Raw genomic sequence first — 26,575 nt, 5'->3', positions numbered from 1 at the left:
GACCGGACTATCCCCCACGTTGCGAATCCGGAATGTCAACGGGCGGCAGCTGGGCCGGTGGTTGGCCGGGCGCCTGGGAAGGCGCCTGCGAAGGCGTCTGGCTTCCCTCGAAGATGCCGAAGAGGCCGCGCAGGAAGCCGGGCGTCAATGCCGCGAGCGGGTTCACGGAGGCCTCCGGGTCGTTCAGCGGCCCGCGCACGCGATAGGTCGCGGCGAACAGCCCGCCGCCCTGCTCGGGGCTGAAGATCCGCCCGATCAGCGGGATGCTGCCGAGCAGCGAATTGAAGAAATAAGCGGGCACGATCGTTCCCTCGAGGTCGATCCGTTCCTGCCGCCGATCGATCCTGCCCTTGGCCGTGAAGCCGAGCGAGGCGCCGAACGCACGCGCGTCGCGCAGGTCGAGTGCGCCATCGGTCAATGTGAACGAGGCGACCGCGCGATTGAACGAGAGACCGGGCCCGCGCGCGAGGTCGAGCACGCCGTAGAGCGTCATCGCCTGCAGCACCCGCGCTGCCGCTGGCGCCTCGCGCATGCGGAAATCCAGGATCTCCGCCTCCCCGGTCAAGGGGCTGCCGGCGACCGCATCGTCGAAGCTGCCGTGCACGGTGAGCCTGCCGCCGGCCATGGTGGTGATGACATCGATGCCGTTGAGCAGTGCGCCCGCATCATCGGCGGTCATCGAGAGGGCGCGCTTCGTTCCTTCCGGCGTCACGCTCGCGCGGAAGCTGCCGCGCTCGCCGGCCTTGCCCGTAATCTCGGCGCGGGCAATCACGCCGCGCGCATAGATGCCGTTGCCGCGGAGCTCGGCGAGCTCATGGCCGGGCGAGACGATCAGCCTGTCGATCACCGCCTCGACCGCGACGGGCCGCACGCGGCCCGGCCCCTGTTCCTGCGCCTGCGAGGGCATCTGCGCCGTCGCCGTCTCGCGGCGGCGCGACACGTCGATCAGGGGCGCACGCAGGGTCACCGCATAGTTGCCGGATGGGCCCTGCGGTAGCCGCACGGTGCCGGACACGCGCGAGGCGCCGAGCCGCGCGTCCGGCACCTCGATCCGATCGAGCCTGCCGTCGCGGGCGATGCCGAACCGCGCCCTGCCGGTAATGTCGCCAGCCTCCAGGCGCGTCACCTCCGCCGCCGTCAGACGCCCCCGCACGAGGGTGAGGCGCGCGTCGGCGGAGCCCGGCGAACCGGGAGACTTCTCGAGGCCAAGCTCCGGCACCGCGAGGCGCGCGGTGGCGAGATCGGCCCTCACCGTCGCCGTGCCCTGGCCGTTGCGCCGCGTCTCGAGCACCGCCTCGGCGGCGACGGGGCCGGTGAGATAGGGTGCGAGGTCGAGGTCGAACAGCGCGTCGATCCGCTCCTGCGGCGCGACCTTCACCGAGAAGCGCTCCACCACCTGCGTTGCGGGGCCGCCGCGGAAATCGAGCTCGCCGCGGATATCGGCCGCGATCGCCCCGAACGCCCCGGTGCCGGAGAGGCGGAGCCCGGCTGGGTCGGCCGAGAGCTCGAACACGCCGCGGTCCAGGTCCCGCCCGGCGAGGATGGCGGGGACCTTCACCTCCTGCGCCCTGGCCGCGACCGTGACGGCGAGCTGGTCCATCGTCAGCTCGGCGATGAGCGGAAAACCGATCGCAAGCGTCACCTCGCCTGTGCCGGTGATGCCGGGCGGTGGCGCGCCGCGGCGTCCGATCAGGTCGAGCTTCGGGTGGCCGAGCAGCGCAAGCGCATCGGCGACCGGTGTTGCGATCCTGAGCCTGATATCGGCCATGTTCGGCCGGCGATCGAGGTCATGCAGGCGGATGGTGCCCTCGGGCACCGTGATGGCGCCAAGCCTGCCGCCCCTCGTCGCGATATCGATCTGTGCGAGCCCAAGCCGCATCCGCGCCGAAACGCCTTCGACCGGCGGCATCGGGCGGAGATAGTGCACCGTCAGCCCCTCGGCATTCACCGTGCCGTCGACAGCCTCGGGGGCGATGCTGTCCAGCGTCGCCGGCACCGTGGCGCGCAGCGTGAAGCGCGCATCGCGCGCGAGGCCAGCGGTGATGTTCCGCGTGATCCACTCCCGCTCATTGCCGCCGATGCCCTCGGCCCAGAGGCGCGGTAGGTCGGAGGCGGCGAGCGCATCGACCGTGGCTTCCGCCGTCAGCGCCCAGGAGCCATCATCGCGCGGCACGGCACGGGCGGTGGCGCGCACCGTGGGCGATGGGCCGTCGGTGCCGGGAAGCACGATCCGCGCCTCATCCACCGTCAGGCCCGCCTGCGTGTAGCGCGCCGTGATCGTGGCTGACCTGACAGGCACGACTCCGCCATCGGGGATATGGATGCCACCCGCACCCAGTATTGCGCGGAGGCCCCCCGCGGTGATCGTGCCGTCCTCCGCCCGCGCCACGTTCACCGTGCCCGAGATGGGAGCCGAGACCGCCGCGAGCACGCCGAGCCCGGGCAGGGCGCTGGCGATGGCTGACGGCACGACCGGGTCGAAGCCAAGCTCCGCTTCGGCCGCGCCATCCGCGCCGATCCTGCCACGCAGCCTGAGCGCGATTGCCACCCCTTGCGCCTGTGCCCTGCCCGACGCCTCGATCGCGAGCGCGGTGCCGGCGCCATCCGGCTCGCGGCGGAGCAGCACGGCGAGATCGGGCACCGCCCAGCGCGCGCCGAGCTGGCGGTCATCCACGTCGAGCTCCGCGCCGCGGACCCTGACCAGTTGCAGTCTCGCGAAGCGCGGCGGGGCCGCGCCCGCGCGGCCGGGTGCCAAGCCGAGCTCCTCGAGAATCGCGCCAGCGCGTGCGATCGGCGAGGCAGAGACCTCCTGCTCGGTCGGCGGCGGCCCTTGGCTGCGCGGGCCGAGATCGAGTGCGACCGAACCGTCCTCGCGCCGAAACACGGCGATGCGCACGCCGGTGAGGTCGATCGCCCGCGGCTCGAACCGCCCGAGCAACAGCGCGCGGAGGCCGAGCGAGACCTGGCCCTCGGGCAGCGCCGCAATCTCGACCCCGGCCGGGTCGATCAGGCGCACATCGGCAAGCCTGATGTCGAGTGGGCGGTCGAGTGCTGCGTCGAATCCCTCCCACACCAGCGAGGCACCGCCGATCAGGATCGTCGTGTCACCGCCCTCGCGGTTGACATGGGCCTCCATCATCCGCGCCAGGGGGTCGAGCGGCAGCGGGCCCTGCGACAGCCGCCAGGCAAGGCCGCCGATCGCGGCAGCGCCCAGCATCAAGAGGGTGAGCGTGATGACGCCGAGCCAGCGGAGGAAGTGACCGGAGAGGTGGAGCGACCGAACGATCATGGTTGCGATCCGGAACGCCCCGCGCGGTCCCGCTTGACCGGCCACGGAAGCTGGCGCTTCTCTGGCCGGCCATGCTCCCTGTGAGCCCCCCCCTCCCACACGACCGTGACGCCGCCTCGCGCTGGCGCGAGCGCTGGCAGGGTGCGTGGGCCGACCTGCGGGACGAAGCGAAAGCCGACCCCGGTCCCGACCCAGGTTCTGGACCCGCTGCCCCCAGAGAAGCCTCGGCGCTGCTCGACGCGCTGTTCGGGAACTCCCCCTTCCTCGCAGGACTTGCGGTGCGCGAACCGGCGACGATGGCAGCGGTGTTGGCCGAAGGTCCCGATGCTGCCTTCCGCGGCGTGCTCGCCGCACTGGCGGAAGAGGCGCCACCCTCGGCCGGCCGTACCGAGGTCGCAGCCGCACTCCGCCGCGCCAAGCGGCAGGGAGCATTGGTCGCGGGTGCTGCCGACATCGCCGGCACCTGGGACGTCGGCCAGGTGACCACCGCACTGTCGGATCTCGCCGACGCGACGCTCGCGGCCGCCGTTCGCCATCTGCTCGCCCCGCATGGCAGGTCGAACGCCGGCGGCACGCTCAGGGTGCGCGACAGCCGCGACCCAGGCCGCGGCAGCGGGCTCATCGTGCTCGGCATGGGAAAGCTCGGGGCGCGGGAACTCAACTACTCGAGCGATGTCGACCTCGTGATCCTGTTCGACGCTTCCAGAGCCTACCACGGTGACAATCCGACGGCGTTCTTCGTCAGGATCGCGCGTGACCTCGTACGGCTGATGGAGGAGCGCAACGCCGATGGCTACGTGTTCCGCACCGATCTCCGCCTCCGTCCAGACCCGGCAGCGACACCGCTCGCCGTCTCGGTCGGCGCGGCGCACGCCTATTATGCAAGCCTCGGTCAGAACTGGGAAAGGGCGGCGATGATCAAGGCCCGCCCCGTGGCCGGCGACCTTGATGCAGGACAGGATTTCCTCGCAGAGCTCCGCCCCTTCATCTGGCGCAAACATCTCGACTTCGCCGCGATCCAGGACATCCACGCCATCAAGCGGCAGATCCAGGCGCATCGCGGCGGCGGGGAGATCGCGGTCGCCGGACACAACCTCAAGCTCGGCCGCGGCGGCATCCGCGAGATCGAGTTCTTCGCGCAGGTGCAGCAGCTGATCTGGGGCGGGCGTGACCCGAAGCTGCGCACCCCGCGCACCCTCGATGCGCTCGCCGCCATCAGGCGCGCGGGCCTGCTCGGCGCCGAGACCGAGGCCGTGCTCGCGCGCGCCTACAACATGCTCCGCCGCATCGAGCACCGGCTGCAGATGCAGGACGATCGCCAGACCCACGCGCTGCCCGACGACGCTGCCGCGCTTGCCGCGATCGCCACCTTCTCGGGCTACCCCGATAGCGCAACGTTCTCCGACGCGGTGCTCGGCACGCTGCGCGACGTCGAGGCCGCCTATGCGGCGCTGTTCGAGGAAGCGCCAGACCTCGCGGGGCCGGGGAGCCTCGTCTTCACCGGCGCCGCCGACGATCCGGCGACGATCGCGACGCTGAACTCGATGGGCTTTCGCAACGCCACCGGCGTCGCCTCGGCCGTCCGCGCCTGGCACAGTGGCCGCCCCCGTGCGACGCGGAGCGAACGGGCCCGCGAATTGCTCACCGAGCTGATGCCCGGCCTGCTCGCCGCGCTGTCGCGACAGCAGGACCCCGATGCGGCGTTCGGCCGGTTCGATGCGTTCCTCAATCGCCTTCCTGCCGGCGTGCAGCTGCTGAGCCTGTTCCAGCGCAACCCCGCCCTGCTTGACCGGATTGCCGCCGTGTTCGGCGCCGCCCCCCTGCTCGCCGACCATCTCGCGAGCCACCCCGATGTGATCGAGGGATTGCTGCGGGGCGATGCGCCGGCACTCGACAGCGGGCTCGATGCTGCCCTCGCCGATTGCCGCTATCTCGAGGAGGCGATGGATGCCGTGCGCCGCGTGGTGCACGAGCGCGCCTTCCTGATCGGTGCCGCGACGCTCGACGGGTCGCTCGACGTCGACCAGGCAGGCCATGCCCGTGCCGACCTCGCCGATGCCGCGCTCGCCGCCCTGCTGCCGCGCGTGGCGGAGGATTTCGCCGCGCGGCACGGCAGGATCGCGCGCGGCGGCATGGTCGCGGTCGCACTCGGCAAGCTCGGCGGGCGCGAGATGATGGCGGCCTCCGACCTCGACATCATCATGGTGTACGACCACCCGGGCGGCGCGGTGGCAGCCAAGGGCGGCTCCAGCCGGGCGCTGACGCCGCCGGAATATTTCGGCAGGCTCGCGACCGGCTTCGTCGCCGCGATCAGTGCGCCCTCGGGAGCGGGCAAGCTGTTCGATGTCGACATGCGGTTGAGGCCGTCGGGCAACAAGGGGCCGCTGGCGGTGAGCCTCGAAGGCTTCGCGCGCTACCAGGCGCAGGAAGCCTGGGCGTGGGAGCACATGGCGTTGACGCGGGCGCGCGTGGTCGCCGGCCCGCCGGCACTCGCCAGGCGGGTTGGTGCCGCGATCCACGCCGTGCTGACAGCCGAGCGCGATGCCGGGAAGCTGCGCGCCGATGCGGCTGCGTTGCGCGGTCGCATCGCGCGCGACCTGCCGCCCTTCGGCCCGCTCGACGTGAAGTATCGCCCGGGCGGCCTGCTCGAGCTCGAATTCATCGCCCAGGTGCTGCAACTCGTACACGCCCACGCCACCCCCGCCGTGCTCGCCACCGGAACGACAGAGGCGCTCGACCGGCTGGCCCACGCCGGCGTTCTCGACGTAAGCGAGCGGGCAGCCCTCGCGCGTGCATCACAGCTCTTTCGCACCGTCCAGGGCCTGCTGCGCCTGACCGTGGGCAAGCCGCGCGCGGAGGCCGACCTTCCCGCGCCTGTGGCCAGCGCGATCGCGCGCGCGGTGGGCGTGGTTGACCTCGCCGGGGTCACCGCCCAGATCACCGCATGCGCAGGCGACGTGCGTGCTGCCTTCATCCGCCATGTCGGGGACCCGGCGGCGGCGTGACCGCGGCGGAACGAAAAAGCGGACAGGGGATCTCCACGATGGCGACGAAGGTGAAGGCGCCCGCGATGGCAAAGGCACCGGCCAAGGCGGCGGCGAAGGCAGCAAAGCCGGCGGCAGCAAAAAAGCCTGGGGCGAAGATGGCAGGCGCAGTGAAGCCCACGGTCACCGTGGCGCCGAGGAACGCAGCACCGAAGCCCGCCGCCAAGCCTGCCAAGGCAGCATCCAAGCCGGGAGCGCAAGCCGCCGGCGCGGCAGGGCCGACAGAGGGCGATGCCGCGCCAGCCTTCTCGCTTCCCGCGACGGGCGGCCGCACCGCCAGCACCGCGGCGCTGAAGGGCAAGCCGTTCATCGTCTACTTCTACCCGAAGGCAGACACGCCCGGCTGCACCACCGAGGCCTGCGATTTCAACGAGTCGCTGACGCAGTTCAAGGGCCTCGGCCTCGACGTCATCGGCATCTCGAAGGACGCGATGCCGGCGCTCGAGAAGTTCGCAGCGAAGTACACGATCACCTTCCCGCTCGCCTCCGACCCCGAGAACGCCACGGCCCAGGCCTATGGCGCCTGGGGCGAGAAGGTGTTCATGGGCCGGCGGTCGATCGGCCTCCTGCGCTCGACCTTCCTCGTCGACGGCAAGGGCCGCATCGCCAAGGCGTGGAAGAAGGTGAAGGTCGAGGGCCACGCCGCCGCGGTGCTCGCCGCGGCAAAGGCCCTCGGCTGAGCCTCACATCCAGATCACGTCATCGGCGATCGCGAGAGTCGTGACGCCGGTGATCGTGAAACTCTCGGACACCGTTACGCCAGCCGACACATAGCTCACCCGCCAGAGCCCTCCGGCCTGGTGGGTGAGCGCGGCACCGGCGCCGAACCCCTGCATCACGAGCCAGTCACCGCCCGATGCCGCAGCGCCGGCGAAACCGTCGATCCTGTCGCCGGCGACCTCGCCCGGCCGCAGCACGAACTGGTCGCGCCCCGCCCCGCCGCGCATCACGTCAGCCCCCGCGCCGCCATCGAGGACCGCGGCGCCACCGCCGGTGAAGCCGAGCACATCGTCGCCGGCACCACCCTTCAGCAGCGCCGTCGTCCAGCTGCCATGGCCGGTCACCGTCACCGTATCGTCGCCTGCCCCTGCATCGACGGCGATGCGGTTGCCGTCACCCCCGATGTTGCTGAACGCCTTCACGAGGATCGTGTCGTCACCTCCGCCGGTGACGAGGTCGGCGCGCTTCGCATCGGTCACGGCAAGCGTGCTCGCCGCGGTGCCGGTGCCGACGAACCCGGCATGCACGACGTTGCCGATATGAACCATTCCGCCATCGGCATCCTCGACCAGTACGTTCTTCACGCTATTCCACGCGGAGGAGACGCGCACGTCCACCGTCCCGTCCGCCTCGGTGATGGAGACGCGGGCCGTGGAGGGGGCACCCGTCGGAACGAGCTCGGCGGCGCCGAGCAGCACCGTGCCCGCCACGCCGCCGACCCAGGCGTTGTCGTAGAGGGGCTTGAGGCTCGCCGTCGTCGCGTTGCTGATCGTCACGAGTGCGCCGATGCCGGGCGTGGTGAGGGCAACCGGAGCGACGAGGACGTTGCCCCACGGGTCGGTCACGGCAAGCTCGAGCGTATAGCGCGTGCCGGGCGTCGTGCCCGGCAGGGCGGTGATCTCGCCCGTCGCGCCATCAATCGCGAACAGCGACGCGGCAGCACCCCTGATCGCCCAGGTGAGGCCAGCGATGTCATCAGCGTCCGTCGCGCGTGCGACGGCGAGAACGCCTGGCGCCGTGGCCCCGTGTTCCCTGAGTGCGGCGAGCGTGATCGCGGTCGGCGCAGCGTTGCCGATCAGCTCGCCAAGCCGGTGGCGGCCGCCGGCGGCGAACTCGACATACTCGATGCCGCGCAGCACGTCCCTGCCGCCGGGGCCCTCGGCGATGATTGCAAGGCCGTCGCCCAGCATCACGCCGGAAAAGCGCGTGTCGGCACGCGCGCCGGCCAGCCGCACCGTGTCGATGCCCGCGCCGCCGCGGATCGTGTCGTCACCTGGCCCTCCGGTGATCAGGTCGTCGCCGCTGCCGGCATCGATGACCCCGCGCGTCCAGGCCGACGACGAGGTGAGGGTGATGCGATCGTTGCCGCCACCGGCATCGATCGTGAACGCTGCAGCGTCGGGCGTGTTCGCCACGGCCGCGACCGTGATCACGTCATCACCCGCCCCGGTGGCGATGTCGCCGCGCTTGGCGCCGGTGATCGCGAGCGTGACCGGGCGCTGGCCAGCGGCGGCGATGTCGACGCTGACCGCGTTGTGGACGGTGAGCGTGCCGCCATCGAGATCGCGCAGGAACACGTTCTTGACGCTGTTCCACGCCGACAGCACCGAGACGGTGACGGCACCGGCGGCATCGGCGCCGAGCATGACGCGCGCATCGGCTGCCACGCCCGGAAGCGCCAGCTCGCTGCCCGTCAGGGTGCGCGACGTGCCCTGCACGATGTCGCCATTCCAGGCAGTGCTGCGCAATTGCGTGACGCCGTCGCCCGCCACGCCGTTGCTGAGGGTGAGGATCGCCGCCGTCTTGGCGGCAAGCCCTGTTCCGGCGGGAAGCACGGTCGCCGGCGCGGTGACCGAGAGGGTTGCCCCAGCGACATTGCCGGCAGCATCGACGACCCCGACGCCGATCGCGTACCGCTCGCCAGCCGTGACCGACCCGCCCGGCCTGACGCTGATCTCGCCGCTGTATGGATCGATCTCGAAACGTTTACCCGCCGTATCGCTCAGGAACCATGTGAGGGGCTTGCCCTCCGGGTCTGTCGCCCTTGCCTTCGCGACGACGCCCTCCGCAAGCCCGGTGGTGACAAGCAAGGGTACGGAGGGGGCCTTGTCGCCCCAAAGCTCGCCGAACCGCGCGGTCGTTCCATCGGCGAACTCGACCCATTCGAAGCCGCGCAGACGGTCGGTGCCGCCGGGGCCGACGGCCTCGAGGAACTGCCCGGTCGCATCGCTCTTCAACGAGAACCGCCAGGCCGAGCGGAGGCCGGGCAGAACGAGCGTGTCGATGCCCACATCGCCGCGCAGGTCCTCGTTGCCGGCACCGGAGACGATCACGTCGTCGCCGCTGCCGCCCGAGAACATGCCGCCGGTGCCGCCGGTGATGACGATCCTGTCGTCGCCCGCCCCGGCCCAGACCTCGGTCGTGGCCGTGACCGCGCCGGTGTTGCCGGCAAGCCGCTTCGCGGTGATCTCGATCAGGTCATCGCCGGCACCAGTGCTCACATACCCCGTCCCGCCAAGCGTGACCGTGCCCGGCGAAACGGTCGTAATGGTGACATGGTCCGCCCCGTTGCCGGTCATGATCCGGTGATGCAACGTCTCGACCGACACGATCGAGCTTCCGCCGTTGCCGAGGCTGATCCAGCTCCGCTCGAAGCCGCTCGCGGTGACGGTGCCGGGCTCATCGTCCTCGACGCCGAGATGGGCGACGGACTTCCAGGGACCGAGGCTCTTGACCGTGAGCGCACCGGCAGCATCGCGGACCATCGACACCGAGGCCGTGGAACCTGCCGCCGCACCGCCGAGCTTGGCGGCGGAGAGCGTCGTGCTCGCCCCCTCCGCCGGCAGGAAGGCCGTGCCGTTCCATTTCGCCCAGAGATCGTGCAGCGAGCCTGCGGAGAAGGTGACGGTGAGCTTTTGGTCAGGCCGCGTGCCGAGGCCAAGCGCCGCGAGCGTCGCTGCCGGAGCGGGCTGCAGCCCCGCATCGGTGCGCGTGTAGATGCCGTGCAGCCCGTGCGACTGCCACACCGTCCAGCCGAGGTCATGGCGCTCGAACTGCTCCGTCGCGGCAGCGAGATAGGCGAGCCGCGAGGCTGCCGGGGCAGAGGCGAGCACGCCGAACTCGCCGATATGCAGCGGTACGCCGAGTGCATCCGCCGTGCGCGCGAACTCGTCGATCCGCGTCGCGAGTGCTGCCTCGCTGCCGTAGCCCTCGCGGTAGAACCAGCCGAGCGTGCCGCCTGTCGTCGCCGCGAGCGTGGGCGTTGCCGGCCAGTGCGCCACGCCGTTCGTCTGGCCCGTGAACACCTGCGGAAAGTAGGTGTGCACCGAGTAGATCAGGTTGTCGTCGCGATAGGGCGCGGTGTCGCTCAAGCCGCCGAGCTGGTACCAGGCCTCGTCGGCGCGGAGGTTGGCCGCGGTCATGATCGTCACGTCGGGCGACGCGGCGCGAACGGCAGCGATCAGCCGTGACTCGACCGCTTCCCAGCTCGTCTGGCTCGGAAAGCTCGGCTCGTTCGTCGTCTCGATGACCAGCCGGCTCATGTCGAAACGGCCGGCGAGCCGTGCCGTGTAGGCGCCGAGGAAGGCGACATGGGCATCGATCGCGGCCGGGCTGTCCTCTGGCGCGATGCCTGGCGTCGGGTTGATCACGACGGTCAGCCCCGCCGCCATCGCGTTGGCGATGGTCTGGTCGGCCTTCGCGATCACCCAGTCCTTGTCCATCGCGGTCGGGTAGGCAGGATCGCCGTCGGTCAAGCGCGCGTCGAAGTAGAGGCGCACATGATCGAAGCCATCGGCCTTCAGGCGCTGCATCTCGGCTGGCGAGAACACCTTCTCGCCCCAGAGCGACCAGCCCTGGATGTTGATGCCCTGGCCGAGCGAGGCAGCAAGCGTCTCCGGCACCGCCCCGGAGCGGGCATCGTCTTCGGGGCGAATCATCGGGGAACCTCCGGCTGAATAACGAAGCCGGCGGAACTTTCTTCCCCTTGTCGGAGAGGATCAATCCCACCACCGGAGACTGTTGCGCGACACTCGTAAAGAGAGTGTCACACCGAAGCGACCACACGTGAAAGTAAGGGTCAGCGTTCCGCTTGCGCGCTCGCTTCGGAGCGTGTGCTGTTCACGCGCTGCGCCAGCGCGGCCGACATGAACTCGTCGATCTCGCCGTCGAGCACCGCATCGGGCGTGCCCTTCTCGACGCCGGTGCGCAGGTCCTTGACCATCTGGTACGGTTGCAGAACATAGCTGCGGATCTGGTGCCCCCAGCCGATCTCGGTCTTGACCGGCGCGGCGGCCAGCGCCGCCTGCTCGCGCTTCTGCAGTTCGAGCTCGTAGAGGCGGCCCCGCAGCATTTCCATCGCGATCGCGCGGTTCTGGTGCTGGCTCCGCTCCTGGCTGCTCTCGATCACGATGCCGCTGGGCACGTGCTTGATCCGCACCTTGCTCTCGACCTTGTTCACGTTCTGCCCGCCCGCGCCGGACGACCGCATCGTCTCGACCTCGAGGTCGGCATCACGGATCTCGATCGCGATCGTCTCGTCGACGACGGGGGAGACGCCGACCGACGCAAAGCTCGTCTGCCGGCGCGCGTTCGAGTCGAACGGGCTGATGCGCACGAGGCGATGCACGCCGCTCTCGGTCTTGAGCCAGCCATAGGCGTTCGGGCCGGCCACCCTCAGCGTCATCGACTTGATGCCCGCCTGCTCGCCGTCCGACCGCTCGATCACGTCGACCTTGAAGCCGCGCTGGCCGGCCCAGCGCGTATACATGCGCGCGAGCATCTCGGCCCAGTCCTGCGCATCGACGCCGCCCGCACCGGCGTTGATCTCGACATAGCAATCGTTGCCGTCCGCCTCGCCCGACAGCAGGCTCTCGATCTCGCGCCGGCGCGCCTCGTCCACCAGGCGCTTGAGGTCGGCCTCTGCCGCCGCAGCGGTTGCCCTGTCATCCTCGGCGTCGGCAAGCTCGATCAGCTCGATCGTGTCGGCGACATCGCGCTCGAGTGCCTGCACGCCCTCGATCGCGGCGGCAAGGCGGTTGCGCTCGCGCATCAGCTTCTGCGCGACGTCGGGCTTCTCCCACAGCGCCGGATCCTCGGCGCGGGCGTTCAGCTCCTCGAGGCGGACGAGTGCGGCATCCCAGTCAAAGATGCCTCCTCAGCAGACCCACCGAAGCGGCGATCTGCTCATTCAGCGCGGCAATCTCGGCGCGCATGGTTCAGCGTCTCCCGACGATCAACGAAACGGGTCGCGTCAGTACAACCCGCCGAGGCCGGCGTCCAGCGCCGCGGCCGGGCGGCGCGAGGTGGTCGCACCCTCTGCCTCGGCCTGCGCCCCGCCGCCAAGCACGCCGGTGGCCGCACCAGCGGAGCCTGGCTCCGTGCCGGGCTTGAACGCCTCCATCAGCACGTTGCGCTCGCCCGGGCCTGCGGGCTCGCCGGTCTCCGCGTTCACACGCACCATGCGCAGCCCTGGCGGGGTGCGGAACGGCAGGGCGGGGCGCCCACGCAGGGCCTCGCGCATGAAGGCGCTGAACACGGGGGCAGCGACCAGGCCGCCCGTCTCGTTGTCGCCGAGCGGGCGTGGCTCGTCGAAGCCGATCCACACCGCCGTCACGAGATCGGGGGTGAAGCCGACGAACCAGGCATCGAGGAAGTCGTTGGTGGTGCCGGTCTTGCCGGCCGCCGGGCGGTCGATCGCCGCACGCCCGCCGGTGCCGCGCTGGATCACGCCCTGGAGCATCGAGACCATCTGGAACGCGCTGCCGGGGTCGGTCGCGCGGGGGCGGTTGTCGGGTGCCTCCGGCGGGGCGCCGCCCGGTGCATCCGCGACGCAGCCGGCGCACTCACGCCCATCGGCGCGGTAGATCACGCGGCCCTGGCGGTCCTGCACCGTGTCGATCAGCGTCGGCGCCACCTGCCGGCCGCCATTGACGAACGCAGCATAGCCCGCTGCCATGCGCAGGACCGTCGTCTCGCCGGCACCGAGCGCCATGGAGTAGTTGCGCTGCAGGTTCGGGATCACGCCGGTGCGTGCGGAGACGTCGGCCACTGCGCCAAGCCCGACCATCTCGGCAAGCCTGATCGTCATCAGGTTCTTCGATTTCTCCATGCCGACGCGCATCGGCGTCGGCCCCCCGAACTCACCGGCCGTGTAGTTGGTCGGCCGCCAGCGCCCGAGCCCCGGTCCCTGGTCCACCACGAAGGGGGCATCGAGGATCTTCTGCACCGGCGACATGCCGCGCTCGAGGGCAGCGAGATAGACGAAGGGCTTGAAGCTCGAGCCTGGCTGGCGGCTCGCCTGCGTCACGCGGTTGAACCAGCTGCGCTCGAAGTTCCAGCCGCCGGCGAGAGCGAGGACGCGCCCCGTGTTGGGGTCGAGCGCGACGAGGGCTCCTTCGGCCTCAGGCATCTGGCGCAGGGCGAGGCGCTCGGGCAGCGCGGCGCGCGCCGGCCGCCCGCGCGCGGCGGCAACGGCCGGCTCGGCCTCAAGCAGCTCGACCAGCACGATGTCGCCTGGGCTCAGCACGTCGGCTGGCCTGCGCGGCACGGGGCCGAGGCGGTTCTCGGGCAGCGCCCTTCGGGCCCAGGCCATCTCCGACATCGGCAGCGCGAGGATGCGTGGCTGCGGCGGCACGCCAGGGCGCGCACCGCGCTCGAGAAGGCCGACGCGCGCCTCCTGGTCGCCGAGCTCGAGCACCACCGCGGGGCGCCAGCCGGCAAGCGCACCGGCCGGTCGCGCCTGGGCCGCGAGCGCTTCCGTCCAGGCCGTGCGAAGCCGTTCGGGCGGCATCTCGACCCGCGCGACCGGGCCGCGCCAGCCGCCGCGGCGGCGGTCATACGCGATCAGCCCGTCGCGTAGCGCCCGGTCGGCCGCCTCCTGCATCACGGGATCGAGGCTGGTGCGCACGGTCAGCCCACCCTGCGTCGTCACCTCCTGGCCGAACCGGTCGATCAGCTGGCGGCGCACCTCCTCGGCGAAGTACTCGGCCGGCACGCGTTCGGCGAAGCGGGCGGGGCGGACGGTGATCGGCTCTGCCCTGGCGCTGGCGGCAGCGGTGGCGGTGATCGCGCCATCCTCGGCCATGCGCTCGATCACCCAGTCGCGGCGGCCCTTCGCGGCCTCGGGAAAGCGGAAGGGATTGTAGTTGTTCGGGGCCTTCGGCAGTGCGGCGAGAAACGCCACCTCGGCCACCGTCAGCTCATCGAGCGCCTTGCCGAAATAGGCCATCGAGGCAGCAGCCACCCCATAGGCGCTCTGCCCAAGGAAGATCTCGTTGAGGTAGAGCTCAAGGATGCGCTCCTTCGGCAGCACCTGCTCGATCCTGAGCGCGAGGATCGCCTCCCGCGCCTTGCGCTCGATGCTCACCTCGTTGCCCAGCAGCATGTTCTTGGCGACCTGCTGCGTGATGGTCGAGGCACCCACGGGGCGGCGGCCCTGGCCGATCTGCTGGAGGTTGGTCACGGCCGCGCGGGCAATGGCCAGCACGTCGATGCCGGGGTGGGTCCAGAAATTCTGGTCCTCGGCCGAGATGAACCCGTCCTGTACGAGCTTGGGGATGGCGACGATCGGCACGAACACGCGACGCTCGGACGCGAGCTCGGCCAGCAGCCGCGAATCGCCGGCGTAGACGCGGCTCATCACCGGCGGCTCGTAATCGGCCAGGCGTGCATGGTCAGGCAGGTCCCGCGAGAAATGCTGCCAGAGAGCGACGGCACCGACACCGCCCACGACGACGCCGATCACGCCGAGCCATAGAACGGCCGAGACGAAGCGCGCGAACAGGCCACGGCGGGGTCGCTTGCGGCCCTTGCGAGGCGGCGCGGTGCCCTCGGGCGCAGCGTCGTGCGGCGCTCCCTGGGGCGGCGTACCGCCCGATCGCGCGGCGAGGGGTTTGTCGGCGTGCATGCTGCTCGAATAACACGTCGTGCGCCGGTTCGGCAGCGGCAAGGGCAGCAGGGCAGATGCACAAACCCGCGCGTCGCGCCACTGCATGCGACCAATTGCTACCTGAGGTTGATTCGGTCAACCTGCGGTCTGGATCGCCCCCACTTCGCCGAACCAGCCTTCGATTGACCGCGCCATTGCCGCGGCGAGAAGGCGGCGATGTTCCGGCCGGCGCAGCAGAAGCTCGTCCTGCCGGTTCGAGAGAAATCCCATCTCGACCAGCACCGAGGGAATGTCCGGCGCCTTCAACACCACGAAGCCGGCGAAGCGGTGGCTGTTCGGGAGCATCGCCACCTCCTGCGACAGGCTCGTGACCGTGAGCTTCGCCATCCGTGCAGCGCCGTTCAGCGCGTCGCGACGCACGAGCGCGATGAGGATGCGCGCGGCCTCTGGGCTCACCCCCGTGAAGGCGGGGCCGGCGAAACGGTCAGCCCCGTTCTCGTTCCGCGCGATACGTTCGGCCAGCGGGTCGGAGGCGCGCTCGGAGAGGGTGTAGACGGACGCGCCGCGGACGGAGCGGTCATCGAGCGCATCGGCGTGGATCGAGACGAACAGGTCGGCCCCGGCACGCTGCGCGGCACGCACCCGGTCAGGCAGCGGGACGAATACGTCGCGCGTGCGCGTCATCGCCACGCGCACCTTGTCGCCACGCTCGAGCGCGCGACGCAGTTCCGCCGCGGCTGAGAGCGTGATGTGCTTCTCCTGCGTCCGCCCCGGCCCGATCGCGCCAGGATCGCGGCCGCCATGGCCAGGATCGAGCATCACCATCGGCTTGCGGGCGGGCGGCGCCTGGGCCAACTCGTCGCGTTGCGCTGGAGCCCCCGGCGTGACGCTGCTGGCGGTCTGGCGAAGGAATACCTGCTCCGAGGCCGGCGCGAGCGAGACCAGCAGCGCCTTGCCGCCGCCCTGCGCCACGACCTCGACACGCCCGAGCGCTGCCGGGCCGGCGAGGTCGAGCACGACGCGCGTGACACCGGGGCGGTTGAGGCCGACGCGCATGCCACGCACGAGCCCCGCGCCGGAAGGCGGCGTGCCGCCCGACCAGATGATGCCTGGCAGGTCGATCACCAGGCGCGGCGGGGTGCCAAGGGTGAAGATGGAGTAGGCGGGCGCATGGCTGGTGGCGAGGGTGAGCACGGTCTCCCCCTCGACAAGCGCGATCGCACCTCCGGTCGCCGAGGACGCGGCAGCGACACGCGAGGCGAGCACGCCGGCGGGGAGCACCAGCGTTGCGCGAAGCCCCGCGGTAACCAGAAAGCGGCGCCCGAGACCGAGCCGCATCGCCGACCTTTCGTCATGTGGATCGGACCAGCGCCAAAGCATATCAGGGATTTCATTGACTTGCCACGCTTTGCTGAAGTCTTGCGGCAGGAGACGCGGCTCTTGTGATCGCGACCGGCATGCGCCATTGTGCGCCACCCGCGCGGAGACTTCGCCGCGCCGCCGCATCGCTTGGTCCCTCATGTCGGGTTATGTCATGTCGGGTACCGGGTCGTGGCTGGCGCTGTGGCCCGCGGGTGCCGCGCCTGACGCCGCGCCCGGAATGGTTCCGCGTGTGGCTTCGTTCCGCGCTGCACCTGCACCAGGGCCGCCCGTTCCGCCGGGCCCTTGCCACCGGGCGTGACCAGCGCCCGCCGGAACGGAACGATGACCGGACGCGACTGCCGCGCCGCCCAGACTCTCCGGACCGCCGCGATCGCCGGTGGCCCCCTCCCATCACCTTGCCGCCACGGCATGGCAGCGGCCTCGCGCCCTGTTGCCGCCGTGGTGCGGAGACATCCCATCCATGACCAAGCGCATGCTGATCGACGCGACGCACCCGGAGGAAACCCGTGTCGTCGTTCTTGACGGCAACCGTCTCGAGGAATTCGACGTCGAGACGTCAACCAAGCAGACCCTCAAGGGGAACATCTACCTCGCCCGGGTGGTGAGGGTCGAACCAAGCCTCCAGGCCGCGTTCGTCGAGTTCGGCGGCAACCGCCACGGCTTCCTCGCCTTCGGCGAAATCCACCCCGACTACTACCAGATCCCCGTCGCCGACCGGCAGCGCCTGCTCGCGCTGGCAGAGGAAGAGGCCGCCGAGGACGAGGAGGACGAGGAGGACGAGGACGCGCCGTCCATTGCCGCCCAGGCCGCGGCCGACGAGCCCGCGGTCGCGGCCGGTGCCCCCGCCGAGGCAGAGGCCTTTCCGACGACGCCGCTCGACATCCCCCCGCTCGACATCCCCCCGTTCGACGCACCCGAGCCGCCGCGCGCCGAGGCGTTGCCCGATCTCCCGCCGCTGCCCCCGGCCGAGGACGGCACCGAGGCAACACCCACGACGAAGCCGCCGACTGCCCAGCCCGCGCGCATGGACGCCGACACTGTCTCGGCGGACCCTGACACGCTGCCCCCGCCGGCCGATGCCGCGCTGGACGGCGAGGTTGCCGACAATGCCCATGACGAGGTGCCGGCCCGCACCGCCACCGAGATCGGCGAAGTGGTCGCCGAGCCTGTCGCGCCGGAGACGATCGGCGGGGGCGAGCAGGGCGAGGAGGATCGCCCGCGCCGGATCAACCCGCGCTTCCTGCGCAACTACAAGATCCAGGAGGTCATCAAGCGCCGGCAGATCCTGCTGGTGCAGGTGGTGAAGGAGGAGCGCGGCACGAAGGGTGCGGCGCTGACCACCTATCTCTCGCTCGCCGGCCGCTACAGCGTGCTGATGCCCAACACCCCGCGCGGCGGCGGCATCAGCCGCAAGATCTCCTCTGCCACCGACCGCAAGCGCCTCCGCGAGGTCATGACGGAGCTCGCCCTGCCGAAGGGCATGGGCATCATCGTCCGCACCGCTGGCGCGGCCCGCCCGAAAGCCGAGATCAAGCGGGACTGCGAGTACCTCCTCAGGCTGTGGGACAGTATCCGCGAGACCACGCTCGCCTCCGTTGCACCCTCGCTGATCTATGAGGAAGCGAACCTCATCAAGCGCGCGATCCGCGACGTCTACTCGCGTGACGTGGACGAGGTGCTGGTCGACGGCGAGGACGCCTACCGCACGACCAAGGACTTCATGCGCATGCTGATTCCCTCGCATGCGAAGAAGGTCCAGCTCTACCGCGACGGGGGCGTGCCGCTGTTCGCGCGCGCCGGCGTCGAGGCGCAGCTCGATGCCATGCACAACGCGCGCGTCGAGCTCCGCTCCGGCGGGTCGATCGTGATCAACCAGACCGAGGCGCTGGTCGCGATCGACGTGAACTCGGGCCGCGCGACGCGCGAGCGCAACATCGAGGAAACGGCGCTCAAGACCAATTGCGAGGCAGCTGACGAGATCGCACGCCAGCTTCGCCTGCGCGACCTCGCCGGCCTGATCGTGATCGACTTCATCGACATGGAGACGGCGCGCAACAACGCCGCCGTCGAGCGTAGGCTGAAGGAGGCGCTGAAGAACGACCGCGCCCGCATCCAGGTCGGGCGGATCAGCCATTTCGGCCTGATGGAAATGAGCCGCCAGCGGCTTCGCCCCAGCCTGACCGAGACGGCCTTCATCACCTGCCCGCACTGCGCCGGCACGGGCCTCGTCCGCTCGACCGAGAGTGCGGCGGTGCAGGTTCTGCGCGCGATCGAGGATGAGGCGGCCAAGCGCCGCGCGGGCGAGATCGTGGTCCGCTGCGCCGGGGCGGTCGCCCTCTACCTGCTGAACATGAAGCGCTATCGCCTCATCGAGCTCGAGACCGCCTTCGCGATGCGAATCCTGTTCGCGGCCGATGACACGCTGCTGCCGCCGGCGCTGAAGATCGAGCGGACCAAGCCACCATCCCTCGTGGCTGCACCCATGGCCGCCCCCGCCTCGCTGCCCCCGCCCATGCCGGTCGAGGAGGACGACGAGGAGGACATCCCCGACCTCGAGGACGAGGACGAGGAGGAAGCCGCGGCCCCGCCGCAGCGCGCCGTGCGTGGCGAGCGTCAGCCGCGCCCAGAGGCGAGGCAGGAGGCAAGGCAGGAGGCAAGGTCAGAGACCAGATCCGAGTCGCGACCGGAGGGTGCGGCCAAGGCCGAAGGGCCCGAGAGCGAGGGTGACCGTCGTCGCCGCCGCCGCCGCCGCCGCCGTGGCGGCCGCCGCGAGGATGGTGTTGCACCGGCGCCTGGCTCCAACCCCGCCGGGATCGGCGACCAACCCGACCTTACCACCGACAGCGCACTGCCCGGCGACGCTGCCCCCGTGATGACCCCGACGGCAGCCCCCACGGCAACCCCGATCGCGGCAGAACAGGGCGACGAACAGGGCGACGACGGGGCACCGTCATCCAAGGGTGCGGCCGAGACCGAGGAGGAGGCCGGCGCCCGCCGCCGCCGTGGCCGCCGTGGTGGCCGCCGCCGCCGCCGCGAGGAGGAGCCGGCAGCGGCAGCAAGCCCGGAGGTGACGCCAGTGGCCGCCCCGGTGCCACGCCCGCTGTTCCAGGGCGCCACCCCGGCCAACCCGTTCGGCGATGATGCGAGCTTCGACCTCTTCGACGCGCTCGAGCAGGACCTCGCCGCCACCGTGCCGCAGCCCCCGGCCGAGCCCCAGCCCCCGCTGCCGCAGGCAATCGACGAGGCGCCGCAGGCGATGGTGGAGCCGCGCGCCGTAGCAGCCCCGCCAGAGCCGGCCGCACCAGTGCCGGCCGCACCGGAGCCACCGCCTGTCCCGGCGGCCGTTGCCGAGGCCCCAGCACCCGAGGCTCCTGCTCCCGAACCCGGCCCGATCGCCTCGATGGAGATCAAGCCGGTCGTGGTCGATGAGCCAGCCTCCGACGCACCGAAGAAGCGCGGCTGGTGGCGCCGATGAGCAGCAGGCGATGACGGCGCTGGCAGACATCGAGGCGCTGCTCGGCCGCTATTTCGACGGGCTCTACGAAGGCGATGTCGCCGCGTGGGAGGCGGTGTTCCACCCGGAATGCCGCTTCCACACCAACCGTCCCGACAGGCCAGTCTCGGAGCCGCTGGCCGACGTGTTCGGCCGGATGCGCGCACGACAGAGCCCGAAAAGCCTGGGTGCCGCGCGGCACGACAGGATCGTCACGGTCGATTTCTCGGGGCCGGAGACGGCGCTCGCCAAGGTCGAGTGCGCCGTCCCGCCGCAGTTCTTCACCGACTACCTGACGCTCTGCCGCTTCGACGGCCTCGCCGGCTTTGGCGGCTGGCGGATCGTGACCAAGACCTACCGCACCGACGTCAGGTAGGCAGGGCCGTCTCGAAAGGCCAGGCGACGCCGAGGGACTCGCGCAGTGCCCGCGCACCTTCCGGCGTGACGGTGGCGAGCCTGCGCGCAAGCCCCTCCCCGCCGCCGCGCCTGACCCAGCCCTTGGCAACGCAATGGGCGCAGAGCGCGCGCGCCAGCCCGCCACCGAGATGCGGGACACGCTCGGACCAGTCCATGCAGTCGGCCGCGAAGCGTGGCGAGCGACGCGCCCCCGCAAGGTCGACGCCAAGCGCCACGAGGCGTGCTTCTCCCGCCTCCGTCGCCTCCCAGCCGCCGGCGCTCGGGCGGATCACCCCCTGGCCGACCAGGGCCGCGTGCAGCGCGACACCGAGGCGGCCGGCGAGATGATCCCAGCAGGTGCGCGCATCGCGCAGGCCCCGCCCGTGGGGCCACGCGGCGCGCGGGCTGTGGGCCGCGACCATCATGCCCTCGAGCGCGGCCGCGGCGGCGGCATCGGCGATGCGGAAGAAGCGGTGCCGGCCCTCTGCATGCACCGCCACGAGCCCGCCATCGACGAGCCTGGCCAGGTGCGCGGTAGCCGTCGGCGGCGTGATGGAGGCGGCGCGGGCAAGCTCTCCCGCCGTCAGCGCCTCGCCCGCCATCAGCGCCTGCGCCATCGCCGCGCGGGCAGGATCGGCCAGCAGGGAGGCGAGGCGGGCGAGGGCTGCGGGCGTTGACATCGGGCGAGCCTAGGCCAGCATCCGCGCGAATGCTTCGACGCAATGCAAAGGACAGGGTGATGCCATACGCAAGGCCGGGCCGGACGCTGCTGCTGGGCCTGCTCGGCTACCCGATCGCGCATTCCGCCGCACCGGCGATGATGGAGAGCGCAGGTGCCGCCCTCGGCATCCGCGTCCACTACCAGCTGCTGCCGGTCGAGAACGCCGACCAGGCCACGCTCGGCCGCATGATCGACGCGATCAGGCTCACCGGCTTTGCCGGCATCAACGTCACCTTCCCCTACAAGGAGGCGGTGCTGCCCTTCATCGACACGCTGTCGGAGGGAGCTGCGGCGCTCAGGGCGGTGAACGTCATCCTCGTCGGCGCCGATGGCAGGCTCTCGGGCCACAACACGGACGCGACGGGGTTTCGCCGCGTCGCCGCTTCGCTCGGCAACCGCCTCGCGTCAGGGCCCGTGGCGTTGATCGGTGCCGGCGGGGCGGGGCGGGCGATGGGCTGGGGGCTGCTCGAGGCCGGTGCGCCCTCGCTCGCGGTGTTCGACCCCGACCCGTCCCGCTGCGCTGCCCTGGCCGCCGCACTTGGCACGGATCGCGTGCGGATCGTTCCGCGCGTGGAGGATGCGGTGGACGGTGCCGCCGGCATCGTCAACGCCTCGCCCGTCGGCATGCTGCCGGACACGCGCTCACCGGTACCAGCTGAGCTGATCCGCCCTGGCATGTTTGTCGCCGATGCCGTGTATCACCCGCCGCTGACGCCGCTCCTTGCGGCGGCCCAGGCAGCCGGCGCGCGCGTCGTGCCGGGCCGCGCGATGTCGGTCGCCCAAGGGGTGGACGGGTTTGCCCTCTTTTCCGGCACCGCCCCGCCGGAGGAGGCGGTGGCGGCTGGCTTCGACCAGGCGATCGGGGCCTGACGCGGGGGGTCGGATTGCGGCAGACTGGCGCGGGAACGTGCCGGATGACCGACGGGAAGAGACGGATCGCAGGCCTCGTGCGTGACCATCTGGCGCGGGAGCGGATCTCGCGTGATCGGTTCGCGCACGAGACAAAGCTCGGCCGCTCGACGGTCGACAAGCTCTTCGTCGGCCTCTACTCCGACCGCACACTCGCGATCGTCGAGGCGCACACGGGCCTCGCACTGCGCGCAGCATCGACGGAGGCTGCCGCCTCGCCTGGCCCGTCGATCGCCGTGCTGCCGTTCACGACGATGAGCGCCGAGCCGGATCGCGGCTTCATCGCCGATGGGCTGGTGGAGGACATCACCACCGCCCTGTCGCGCTTGCGCTGGCTCTTCGTGATCGCGCGCAACTCGGCCTTCACCTATCGCGACCGCGCGGTCGATGTGCGGCAGGTCGCGCGCGAGCTCGGGGTTCGCTACGTGCTCGAGGGCAGCGTGCGCACGGCAGGTTCGCGCATCCGCATCACCGGCCATCTGGTCGACGCGGAGACGGGCAAGCACATCTGGGCCGAGAAGTACGACCGGTCACTCGACGACATCTTCGCCGTGCAGGACGAGATCACCGCCAACGTGGTCGCGGCGATCGAGCCGCATCTCTATGCCGAGGAAGTCAGCGCAGCGATTGATCGCCGACCGCAACCGTGCCGTCATCCGCCGCTGGTACGCGACGCGTGACCCGTCCCTCCTCGACGAAGCGGTCAATTGGTCGCTCGCTCGCAGCTTCCCTGTCGGCGGGCGCTATCTCGGCAAGCGCGCCGTACTCGGCCTGTGGTGGCCGCGGATGGAGGCTCTGTTCGCGGCCTGGTCGGCGATCCCCGAGCAGGTGATCGCGGCGGAGGACGCCGTGGTGGTGCTTGGCCGCTACGAGGGCAGGCTGCGTGCCTCGGGCGCGCCTGTCGACGCACCCTTCGTGCATGTGTGGCAGCTGCGGGACGGGCTGATCTCCGCGCTCGCGCAGCAGACCGATACGCTGCTGATCGCACGCGCGATGGACCAGCTGCTGCGCCGCGCTGCTTAGGCGTCACGGTACGCGCCGCGTCTCGCGCGCGAAGGGGCTGAGGCAAAGCCACTGCTGGATGCTGCGCGCCACCGCAGCATCGCCGATGAGTTCGAGCCGCCCCGCCTCCACCTCGCGGCCGATCGCCGCGATCCCCATCCACACCGCCGTCATGCTGCGGAGCGCACCGACCACGAAGAGATCGACCTCGAACCCGGGGTCGACCGAGCAGAGATCGACATCACCATGATCGACCACGAGCCACCAGTTCTGCCTGACGGGCGGAAGCTCGGGGTACTGAAACTGAATCGTGCATCGGCGCGGCGGCAGCGGCGTCGGATCGATGTTGCGCCGGATGTCCCACATCAGCAGCGACGGGTCGAGATTCTTGAGCGACAGCTGGCTCTCGATCCAGCGCTGCCCCCACATCCCCATTCCCATCACGATCGGGTGAAGATCTTCGCCCGCCTGTGAGAGGCGATACTCGACAACGCCCTTGGGCCCCGGGGCCGCGATCACCACGCCGGCGCGCTCGAGCTCCTTCAGCCGCTTCGACAGCAGGGCGGGCGACATGCGCGGCACGCCGCGGCGAAGCTCGTTGAACCGCGTCGTTCCCGCCAGCAACTCGCGCAGGACGAGAACGGTCCAGCGCGAGCAGAGGATCTCGGAGGCCATCGCCACCGGGCAGAACTGGCCGTATCCACGGTCATCCATCGCGCCCTCCCCCGGTCCTGCCGGTCGTGCCGATGATCGCCGATCTCCCACCATAGCGCCGATACCGTTCCGTTCGCAGTACAGATCGTGAACTATCGCCACGCACCATCGCGCGAGCAGTGTTCCCCCAACGATCAACGAAGGAGGGACGCACCATGCCCGACGCAGTCACCACGGCCCCGGCCGGCGAGGCCACGCTGCCCGACATCATCGCCAGCGCCACCGCGCTGGTTCCCGCGCTGGCGGGGAGTGCCGACGGGTTCGACGCATCCGATCGTTTCGTGGGCGACAACTACGCGCTGCTGAAGCAGGCGGGCCTCGTCGAGGCGGGCGTCCCGCGAGAGCTCGGCGGCGGCGGCGCGGAGATCCGCGCGCTGGCCGGCATGCTGCGCGTGCTCGCGCATGGCTGCCCGTCGACCGCGCTCGCCTTCTCGATGCACACACACCAGGTCGCCGTGCCTGCCTGGCGCTGGAGGCACCGCAATGTGCAGGCTGCGGAGAAACTGCTGCGGCGCGTCGCCGATGACCGCATCATCATCCTCTCGAGCGGTGGGTCAGACTGGCTCGACGGATCGGGTGAGGCGGTGCGCGTCGAGGGTGGCTACCGCGTCAGCGGGAGGAAGGTGTTCTCCTCCGGCTCGCCTGTCGGCGACATCCTGATGACGGGGGCGATCCTGCACGAGGCGGAGGGCGACAGCGTCATCCATTTCGGTGCGCCGATGCACGCGCCGGAGGTGCGGGTGCTCGACAACTGGCGCGCGCTCGGCATGCGCGGCACCGGTTCGAACGACATCCTGATCGAGAACCTGTTCGTGCCCGACGCCCAGGTGGCCTTCAAGCGCCGCGCCGGCGAGTGGCACCCGGTGTTCCAGATCATCGCGACCATCGCCTTCCCGCTCGTCTACGCCGTCTATCTCGGCGTGGCGGAACGGGCGCGCGATCTCGCCATCACGCTCGCGAAACGGCGCGCGGCGAGCGAGGACACGTTGAACCTCGCCGGGCGGATGGACACCGCGCTGCGCGCCGCCCGGCTCGCGCATGGCTGGATGATCGCGGCAGCCGAGCGCAACGACCCTTCCGACGAGAGCGTGAACGACGTCATGACCGGCCGCACGCTGGTGGCGGACCATGCGATCAGGACGGTCGAGCTCGCGATGGAACTGGCGGGTGGCGTCGCGTTCCAGCGGCAGGCGGGACTCGAGCGTCTGTTCCGCGATGTCCAGGGAGCGCGGTTCCACGTGCTGCGCCAGGGGCCGCAGGCGCGCTATGCGGGGGCGATGGCGCTCGGCCTGCCGGTGAAGACGATCTACTGACGCGCGAGCCAGCGCGTCAGGCGATCGGCGGCCTCGGCCATGTCCTCGGTCGCGCCGCAGAAGCTGAAGCGGATGCTGCGCGCGCCGCGGGTGCGGTCGAAATCCACCCCCGGCGTGGCGGCAACGCCGATCTCCGCAAGCATGCGCGTGCAGAACGCGGCGCTGTCGTTCGTCAGGTGGCCGACATCGGCATAGAGGTAGAACGCGCCCTCGGCAGGGGCGAGCCTGTCGAGGCCCGCCTTCGGGAGCGCCTCGAGCAGCAGCACGCGGTTGGCACGATACCGCGCGACGTGGCGATCGAGCTCCTCGGTGCAGTCGATCGCCGCAAGCGCCGCGACCTGCGCGATGCCGGGGGCGGAAATGAACATGTTCTGCGCCAGCCGCTCGACCGGGCGGACGAGATCGTCGGGCAGCACCATCCAGCCGATGCGCCAGCCGGTCATCGACCAGTATTTCGAGAAGCTGTTGATGACGATCGCCGACGATGACACCGCGGCGGCGGTGGACGCCGCCTCGCCATAGGTGAGGCCGTGATAGATCTCGTCGGAGATCAGCCGCACGCCGTTGGCCTCGCACCACGCGGCAAGTGCGGCGAGCTCGTCACGGTGCAGCATCGTTCCGGCCGGGTTGCACGGGCTTGCAACGATCAGCCCCGCGGGGCGCGGATCGAGCCGTTCGAGCATCGCGACCGTCGGCTGGAAGCGGCTTTCCGCGCCCGCTTCCATGACGATGGGTTGAAGGCCGAGCGCGGTGAGGATGTTCACGTAGGGCGGGTAGAACGGGCTGGCGAGCGCGACGTGGTCACCCCGGTCGAAGGCGGCGAGGAAGGCGAGCGGGAAGGCACCGGAGGCACCGACGGTGATGGCGATGCGCCGCGCATCGAGTGCGAGCCCGTATCGTTCCGCATAGAGGGAAGCGATCCGCTCGCGCAACGGCCGGATGCCGAAGGCCTCGGTGTAGCCGAGCGTCTCGCCCGCCTGCATCGCCGCAGTCACGGCGGCGACCGCGCCGGCCGGGGCGCCGGTCGAGGGCTGGCCCACCTCCATGCGGATGACGCGCGGATCGCCGGGCGCAAGGGAGGCGGCGCGCGCGTTGGCCGCGGCAATCACGTCCATCACGATGAAGGGCGGCGCCTCCGCCCCACGCCCGACCTTCAGCACGCTCAATCGGCCCCAACAGCGAGGCCGAAGCCGCGCGGGTCGGTGCCCCAGGAACAGGCGCCGTTGTTGCCGGGCAGGTAGCGGGCGCAGTGGACGAGGTTCACGCGGCCGGTGCGGTCCTCACCCCCGCGGAAGGTGCGCGGCGCGGCGACGGCGGCCTGCGCGGCCTCGCCGCCCATCGCGCGTGCGGCGGCACGGCCGAGGGCAACAGGCGCGACCTCGCCGCCCGAGGCCGTGCCGGCCAGGCGGAAGGCGCGGACATTCGGGTTCGTCACCATCACCACGGCGGGCATGGCGGGCGGCACCTGGCCAATGCCCGGGGCAGCGGCTAGGACGAGGCCGAAGGTCGGTGCGATCCGCCCCGTGCCGAAGAGGTTGTTCATGGTGAAGGCGCAGGTCACCGCCTGTCCGTCCCGGTCAACCACCGAGAGCCCCGTCGTCGCGCCGAAGGCAGGCGGCAGAGCGCCGCCGGCCGGCATCGTGCCGGCGAGCAGCGTGGCGGGTGACGCCCCAGCCCGCGCCGCGGCGGCGGCGGCCAGCGCG

The 26,575-nt window shown here is 71.0% G+C and carries 16 protein-coding genes and 1 pseudogene; 8 read left to right on the top strand and 9 right to left on the bottom strand.

The genetic code is table 11. From position 1 onward, the window contains the following. Positions 1 to 7: 7 nt before the first annotated feature. Positions 8 to 3,289, bottom strand: coding sequence for an AsmA-like C-terminal region-containing protein (locus tag Q0C38_RS06155; RefSeq protein ID WP_291296194.1), 3,282 nt, complete (start codon positions 3,287 to 3,289; stop codon positions 8 to 10). 71 nt (positions 3,290 to 3,360) lie between these two features. Between Q0C38_RS06155 and Q0C38_RS06150 the strand changes: the two genes are divergently transcribed. Both Q0C38_RS06150 and Q0C38_RS06145 read left to right on the top strand, forming a co-directional pair. Continuing rightward, positions 3,361 to 6,294: a bifunctional [glutamine synthetase] adenylyltransferase/[glutamine synthetase]-adenylyl-L-tyrosine phosphorylase gene (locus Q0C38_RS06150; RefSeq protein ID WP_408870011.1), complete on the top strand. Its 2,934-nt coding sequence runs from the start codon at positions 3,361 to 3,363 to the stop codon at positions 6,292 to 6,294. A 137-nt stretch (positions 6,295 to 6,431) separates the two neighbouring features. Beyond that, complete coding sequence (locus Q0C38_RS06145; protein WP_408870013.1) at positions 6,432 to 7,013, top strand: peroxiredoxin; 582 nt, start codon at positions 6,432 to 6,434, stop codon at positions 7,011 to 7,013. Between the two features lie 3 nt (positions 7,014 to 7,016). On the opposite strand, the gene Q0C38_RS06140 is transcribed toward Q0C38_RS06145, so the two are convergent. The 4 genes from Q0C38_RS06140 to Q0C38_RS06125 all read right to left on the bottom strand — a co-directional run bounded on the left by Q0C38_RS06140 (position 7,017) and on the right by Q0C38_RS06125 (position 16,279). Next, complete coding sequence (locus Q0C38_RS06140) at positions 7,017 to 10,991, bottom strand: cellulase family glycosylhydrolase (RefSeq protein WP_291296192.1); 3,975 nt, start codon at positions 10,989 to 10,991, stop codon at positions 7,017 to 7,019. A 140-nt stretch (positions 10,992 to 11,131) separates the two neighbouring features. Next, positions 11,132 to 12,266 (bottom strand): peptide chain release factor 2 gene (gene prfB / locus Q0C38_RS06135; RefSeq protein ID WP_291296191.1). Its coding sequence is split into 2 segments (ribosomal slippage): positions 11,132 to 12,196 and positions 12,198 to 12,266, totalling 1,134 coding nucleotides; the frame shifts between segments, so codons are not numbered across the junction. A 38-nt stretch (positions 12,267 to 12,304) separates the two neighbouring features. Next, positions 12,305 to 14,959 carry a penicillin-binding protein 1A gene (locus Q0C38_RS06130; protein ID WP_291296190.1) on the bottom strand — a complete coding sequence of 885 codons (2,655 nt, stop codon included), beginning with the start codon at positions 14,957 to 14,959 and terminating at the stop codon, positions 12,305 to 12,307. Between the two features lie 117 nt (positions 14,960 to 15,076). Next, on the bottom strand, positions 15,077 to 16,279 hold the full coding sequence (locus Q0C38_RS06125; protein WP_291296189.1) for an N-acetylmuramoyl-L-alanine amidase: 1,203 nt from the start codon (positions 16,277 to 16,279) through the stop codon (positions 15,077 to 15,079). Between the two features lie 505 nt (positions 16,280 to 16,784). On the opposite strand from Q0C38_RS06125, the gene Q0C38_RS06120 reads away from it, so the two are divergent. Together Q0C38_RS06120 and Q0C38_RS06115 are read left to right on the top strand one after the other, a co-directional pair. Next, positions 16,785 to 19,799: a ribonuclease E/G gene (locus Q0C38_RS06120; protein WP_291296188.1), complete on the top strand. Its 3,015-nt coding sequence runs from the start codon at positions 16,785 to 16,787 to the stop codon at positions 19,797 to 19,799. 10 nt (positions 19,800 to 19,809) lie between these two features. Further along, positions 19,810 to 20,193 carry a nuclear transport factor 2 family protein gene (locus Q0C38_RS06115; RefSeq protein ID WP_291296187.1) on the top strand — a complete coding sequence of 128 codons (384 nt, stop codon included), beginning with the start codon at positions 19,810 to 19,812 and terminating at the stop codon, positions 20,191 to 20,193. On the opposite strand, the gene Q0C38_RS06110 is transcribed toward Q0C38_RS06115, so the two are convergent. Next, positions 20,186 to 20,893, bottom strand: coding sequence for a helix-turn-helix transcriptional regulator (locus tag Q0C38_RS06110; protein WP_291296186.1), 708 nt, complete (start codon positions 20,891 to 20,893; stop codon positions 20,186 to 20,188). The two genes, Q0C38_RS06115 and Q0C38_RS06110, sit on opposite strands and share 8 nt — an antisense overlap. A 59-nt stretch (positions 20,894 to 20,952) precedes the next feature. Between Q0C38_RS06110 and Q0C38_RS06105 the strand changes: the two genes are divergently transcribed. Genes Q0C38_RS06105 through Q0C38_RS06095 form a run of 3 tightly spaced genes read left to right on the top strand, consistent with a single transcriptional unit; the run spans position 20,953 to position 22,866 of the window. Then, on the top strand, positions 20,953 to 21,804 hold the full coding sequence (locus Q0C38_RS06105) for a shikimate dehydrogenase (protein WP_291296185.1): 852 nt from the start codon (positions 20,953 to 20,955) through the stop codon (positions 21,802 to 21,804). A gap of 44 nt (positions 21,805 to 21,848) precedes the next feature. Then, positions 21,849 to 22,523 carry a hypothetical protein gene (locus Q0C38_RS06100; protein WP_291296184.1) on the top strand — a complete coding sequence of 225 codons (675 nt, stop codon included), beginning with the start codon at positions 21,849 to 21,851 and terminating at the stop codon, positions 22,521 to 22,523. Beyond that, positions 22,471 to 22,866, top strand: a complete 396-nt coding sequence (locus tag Q0C38_RS06095) for a nuclear transport factor 2 family protein (protein ID WP_291296183.1) — start codon at positions 22,471 to 22,473, stop codon at positions 22,864 to 22,866. The genes Q0C38_RS06100 and Q0C38_RS06095 overlap by 53 nt, the downstream gene beginning before the upstream one ends. A gap of 3 nt (positions 22,867 to 22,869) precedes the next feature. Here the strand turns inward: Q0C38_RS06095 and Q0C38_RS06090 are convergent, their stop codons facing one another. After that, a complete protein-coding gene (locus tag Q0C38_RS06090) occupies positions 22,870 to 23,559 on the bottom strand; it encodes a helix-turn-helix domain-containing protein (protein ID WP_291296182.1) in 690 nt (229 codons plus the stop codon). A 155-nt stretch (positions 23,560 to 23,714) separates the two neighbouring features. On the opposite strand from Q0C38_RS06090, the gene Q0C38_RS06085 reads away from it, so the two are divergent. Then, on the top strand, positions 23,715 to 24,872 hold the full coding sequence (locus Q0C38_RS06085) for an acyl-CoA dehydrogenase family protein (protein WP_291296181.1): 1,158 nt from the start codon (positions 23,715 to 23,717) through the stop codon (positions 24,870 to 24,872). On the opposite strand, the gene Q0C38_RS06080 is transcribed toward Q0C38_RS06085, so the two are convergent. Further along, positions 24,866 to 25,987, bottom strand: a complete 1,122-nt coding sequence (locus tag Q0C38_RS06080; RefSeq protein WP_291296375.1) for a pyridoxal phosphate-dependent aminotransferase — start codon at positions 25,985 to 25,987, stop codon at positions 24,866 to 24,868. The two genes, Q0C38_RS06085 and Q0C38_RS06080, sit on opposite strands and share 7 nt — an antisense overlap. 47 nt (positions 25,988 to 26,034) lie before the next feature. Next, positions 26,035 to 26,575: pseudogene (locus Q0C38_RS06075) on the bottom strand (gamma-glutamyltransferase); the annotation flags it as partial.

It is taken from the genome of Elioraea sp. (genome assembly GCF_022842375.1).
In the GTDB taxonomy this organism is placed as follows: Bacteria; Pseudomonadota; Alphaproteobacteria; order Acetobacterales; family Acetobacteraceae; genus Elioraea_A.
Note: the sequence above shows the minus strand (reverse complement) of the source record. Positions and strands in the feature narration are given on the sequence as shown.

What these genes read in the sequence shown, in the direction of transcription:
- Q0C38_RS06155 (WP_291296194.1), bottom strand. Translation starts at nt 3,289, where the DNA reads ATGATCGTTCGGTCGCTCCACCTCTCCGGTCACTTCCTCCGCTGGCTC.
- Q0C38_RS06150 (WP_408870011.1), top strand. Translation starts at nt 3,361, where the DNA reads ATGCTCCCTGTGAGCCCCCCCCTCCCACACGACCGTGACGCCGCCTCG.
- Q0C38_RS06145 (WP_408870013.1), top strand. Translation starts at nt 6,432, where the DNA reads ATGGCAGGCGCAGTGAAGCCCACGGTCACCGTGGCGCCGAGGAACGCA.
- Q0C38_RS06140 (WP_291296192.1), bottom strand. Translation starts at nt 10,991, where the DNA reads ATGATTCGCCCCGAAGACGATGCCCGCTCCGGGGCGGTGCCGGAGACG.
- Q0C38_RS06130 (WP_291296190.1), bottom strand. Translation starts at nt 14,959, where the DNA reads ATGCACGCCGACAAACCCCTCGCCGCGCGATCGGGCGGTACGCCGCCC.
- Q0C38_RS06125 (WP_291296189.1), bottom strand. Translation starts at nt 16,279, where the DNA reads ATGCGGCTCGGTCTCGGGCGCCGCTTTCTGGTTACCGCGGGGCTTCGC.
- Q0C38_RS06120 (WP_291296188.1), top strand. Translation starts at nt 16,785, where the DNA reads ATGACCAAGCGCATGCTGATCGACGCGACGCACCCGGAGGAAACCCGT.
- Q0C38_RS06115 (WP_291296187.1), top strand. Translation starts at nt 19,810, where the DNA reads ATGACGGCGCTGGCAGACATCGAGGCGCTGCTCGGCCGCTATTTCGAC.
- Q0C38_RS06110 (WP_291296186.1), bottom strand. Translation starts at nt 20,893, where the DNA reads ATGTCAACGCCCGCAGCCCTCGCCCGCCTCGCCTCCCTGCTGGCCGAT.
- Q0C38_RS06105 (WP_291296185.1), top strand. Translation starts at nt 20,953, where the DNA reads ATGCCATACGCAAGGCCGGGCCGGACGCTGCTGCTGGGCCTGCTCGGC.
- Q0C38_RS06100 (WP_291296184.1), top strand. Translation starts at nt 21,849, where the DNA reads ATGACCGACGGGAAGAGACGGATCGCAGGCCTCGTGCGTGACCATCTG.
- Q0C38_RS06090 (WP_291296182.1), bottom strand. Translation starts at nt 23,559, where the DNA reads ATGGATGACCGTGGATACGGCCAGTTCTGCCCGGTGGCGATGGCCTCC.
- Q0C38_RS06085 (WP_291296181.1), top strand. Translation starts at nt 23,715, where the DNA reads ATGCCCGACGCAGTCACCACGGCCCCGGCCGGCGAGGCCACGCTGCCC.
- Q0C38_RS06080 (WP_291296375.1), bottom strand. Translation starts at nt 25,987, where the DNA reads ATGGACGTGATTGCCGCGGCCAACGCGCGCGCCGCCTCCCTTGCGCCC.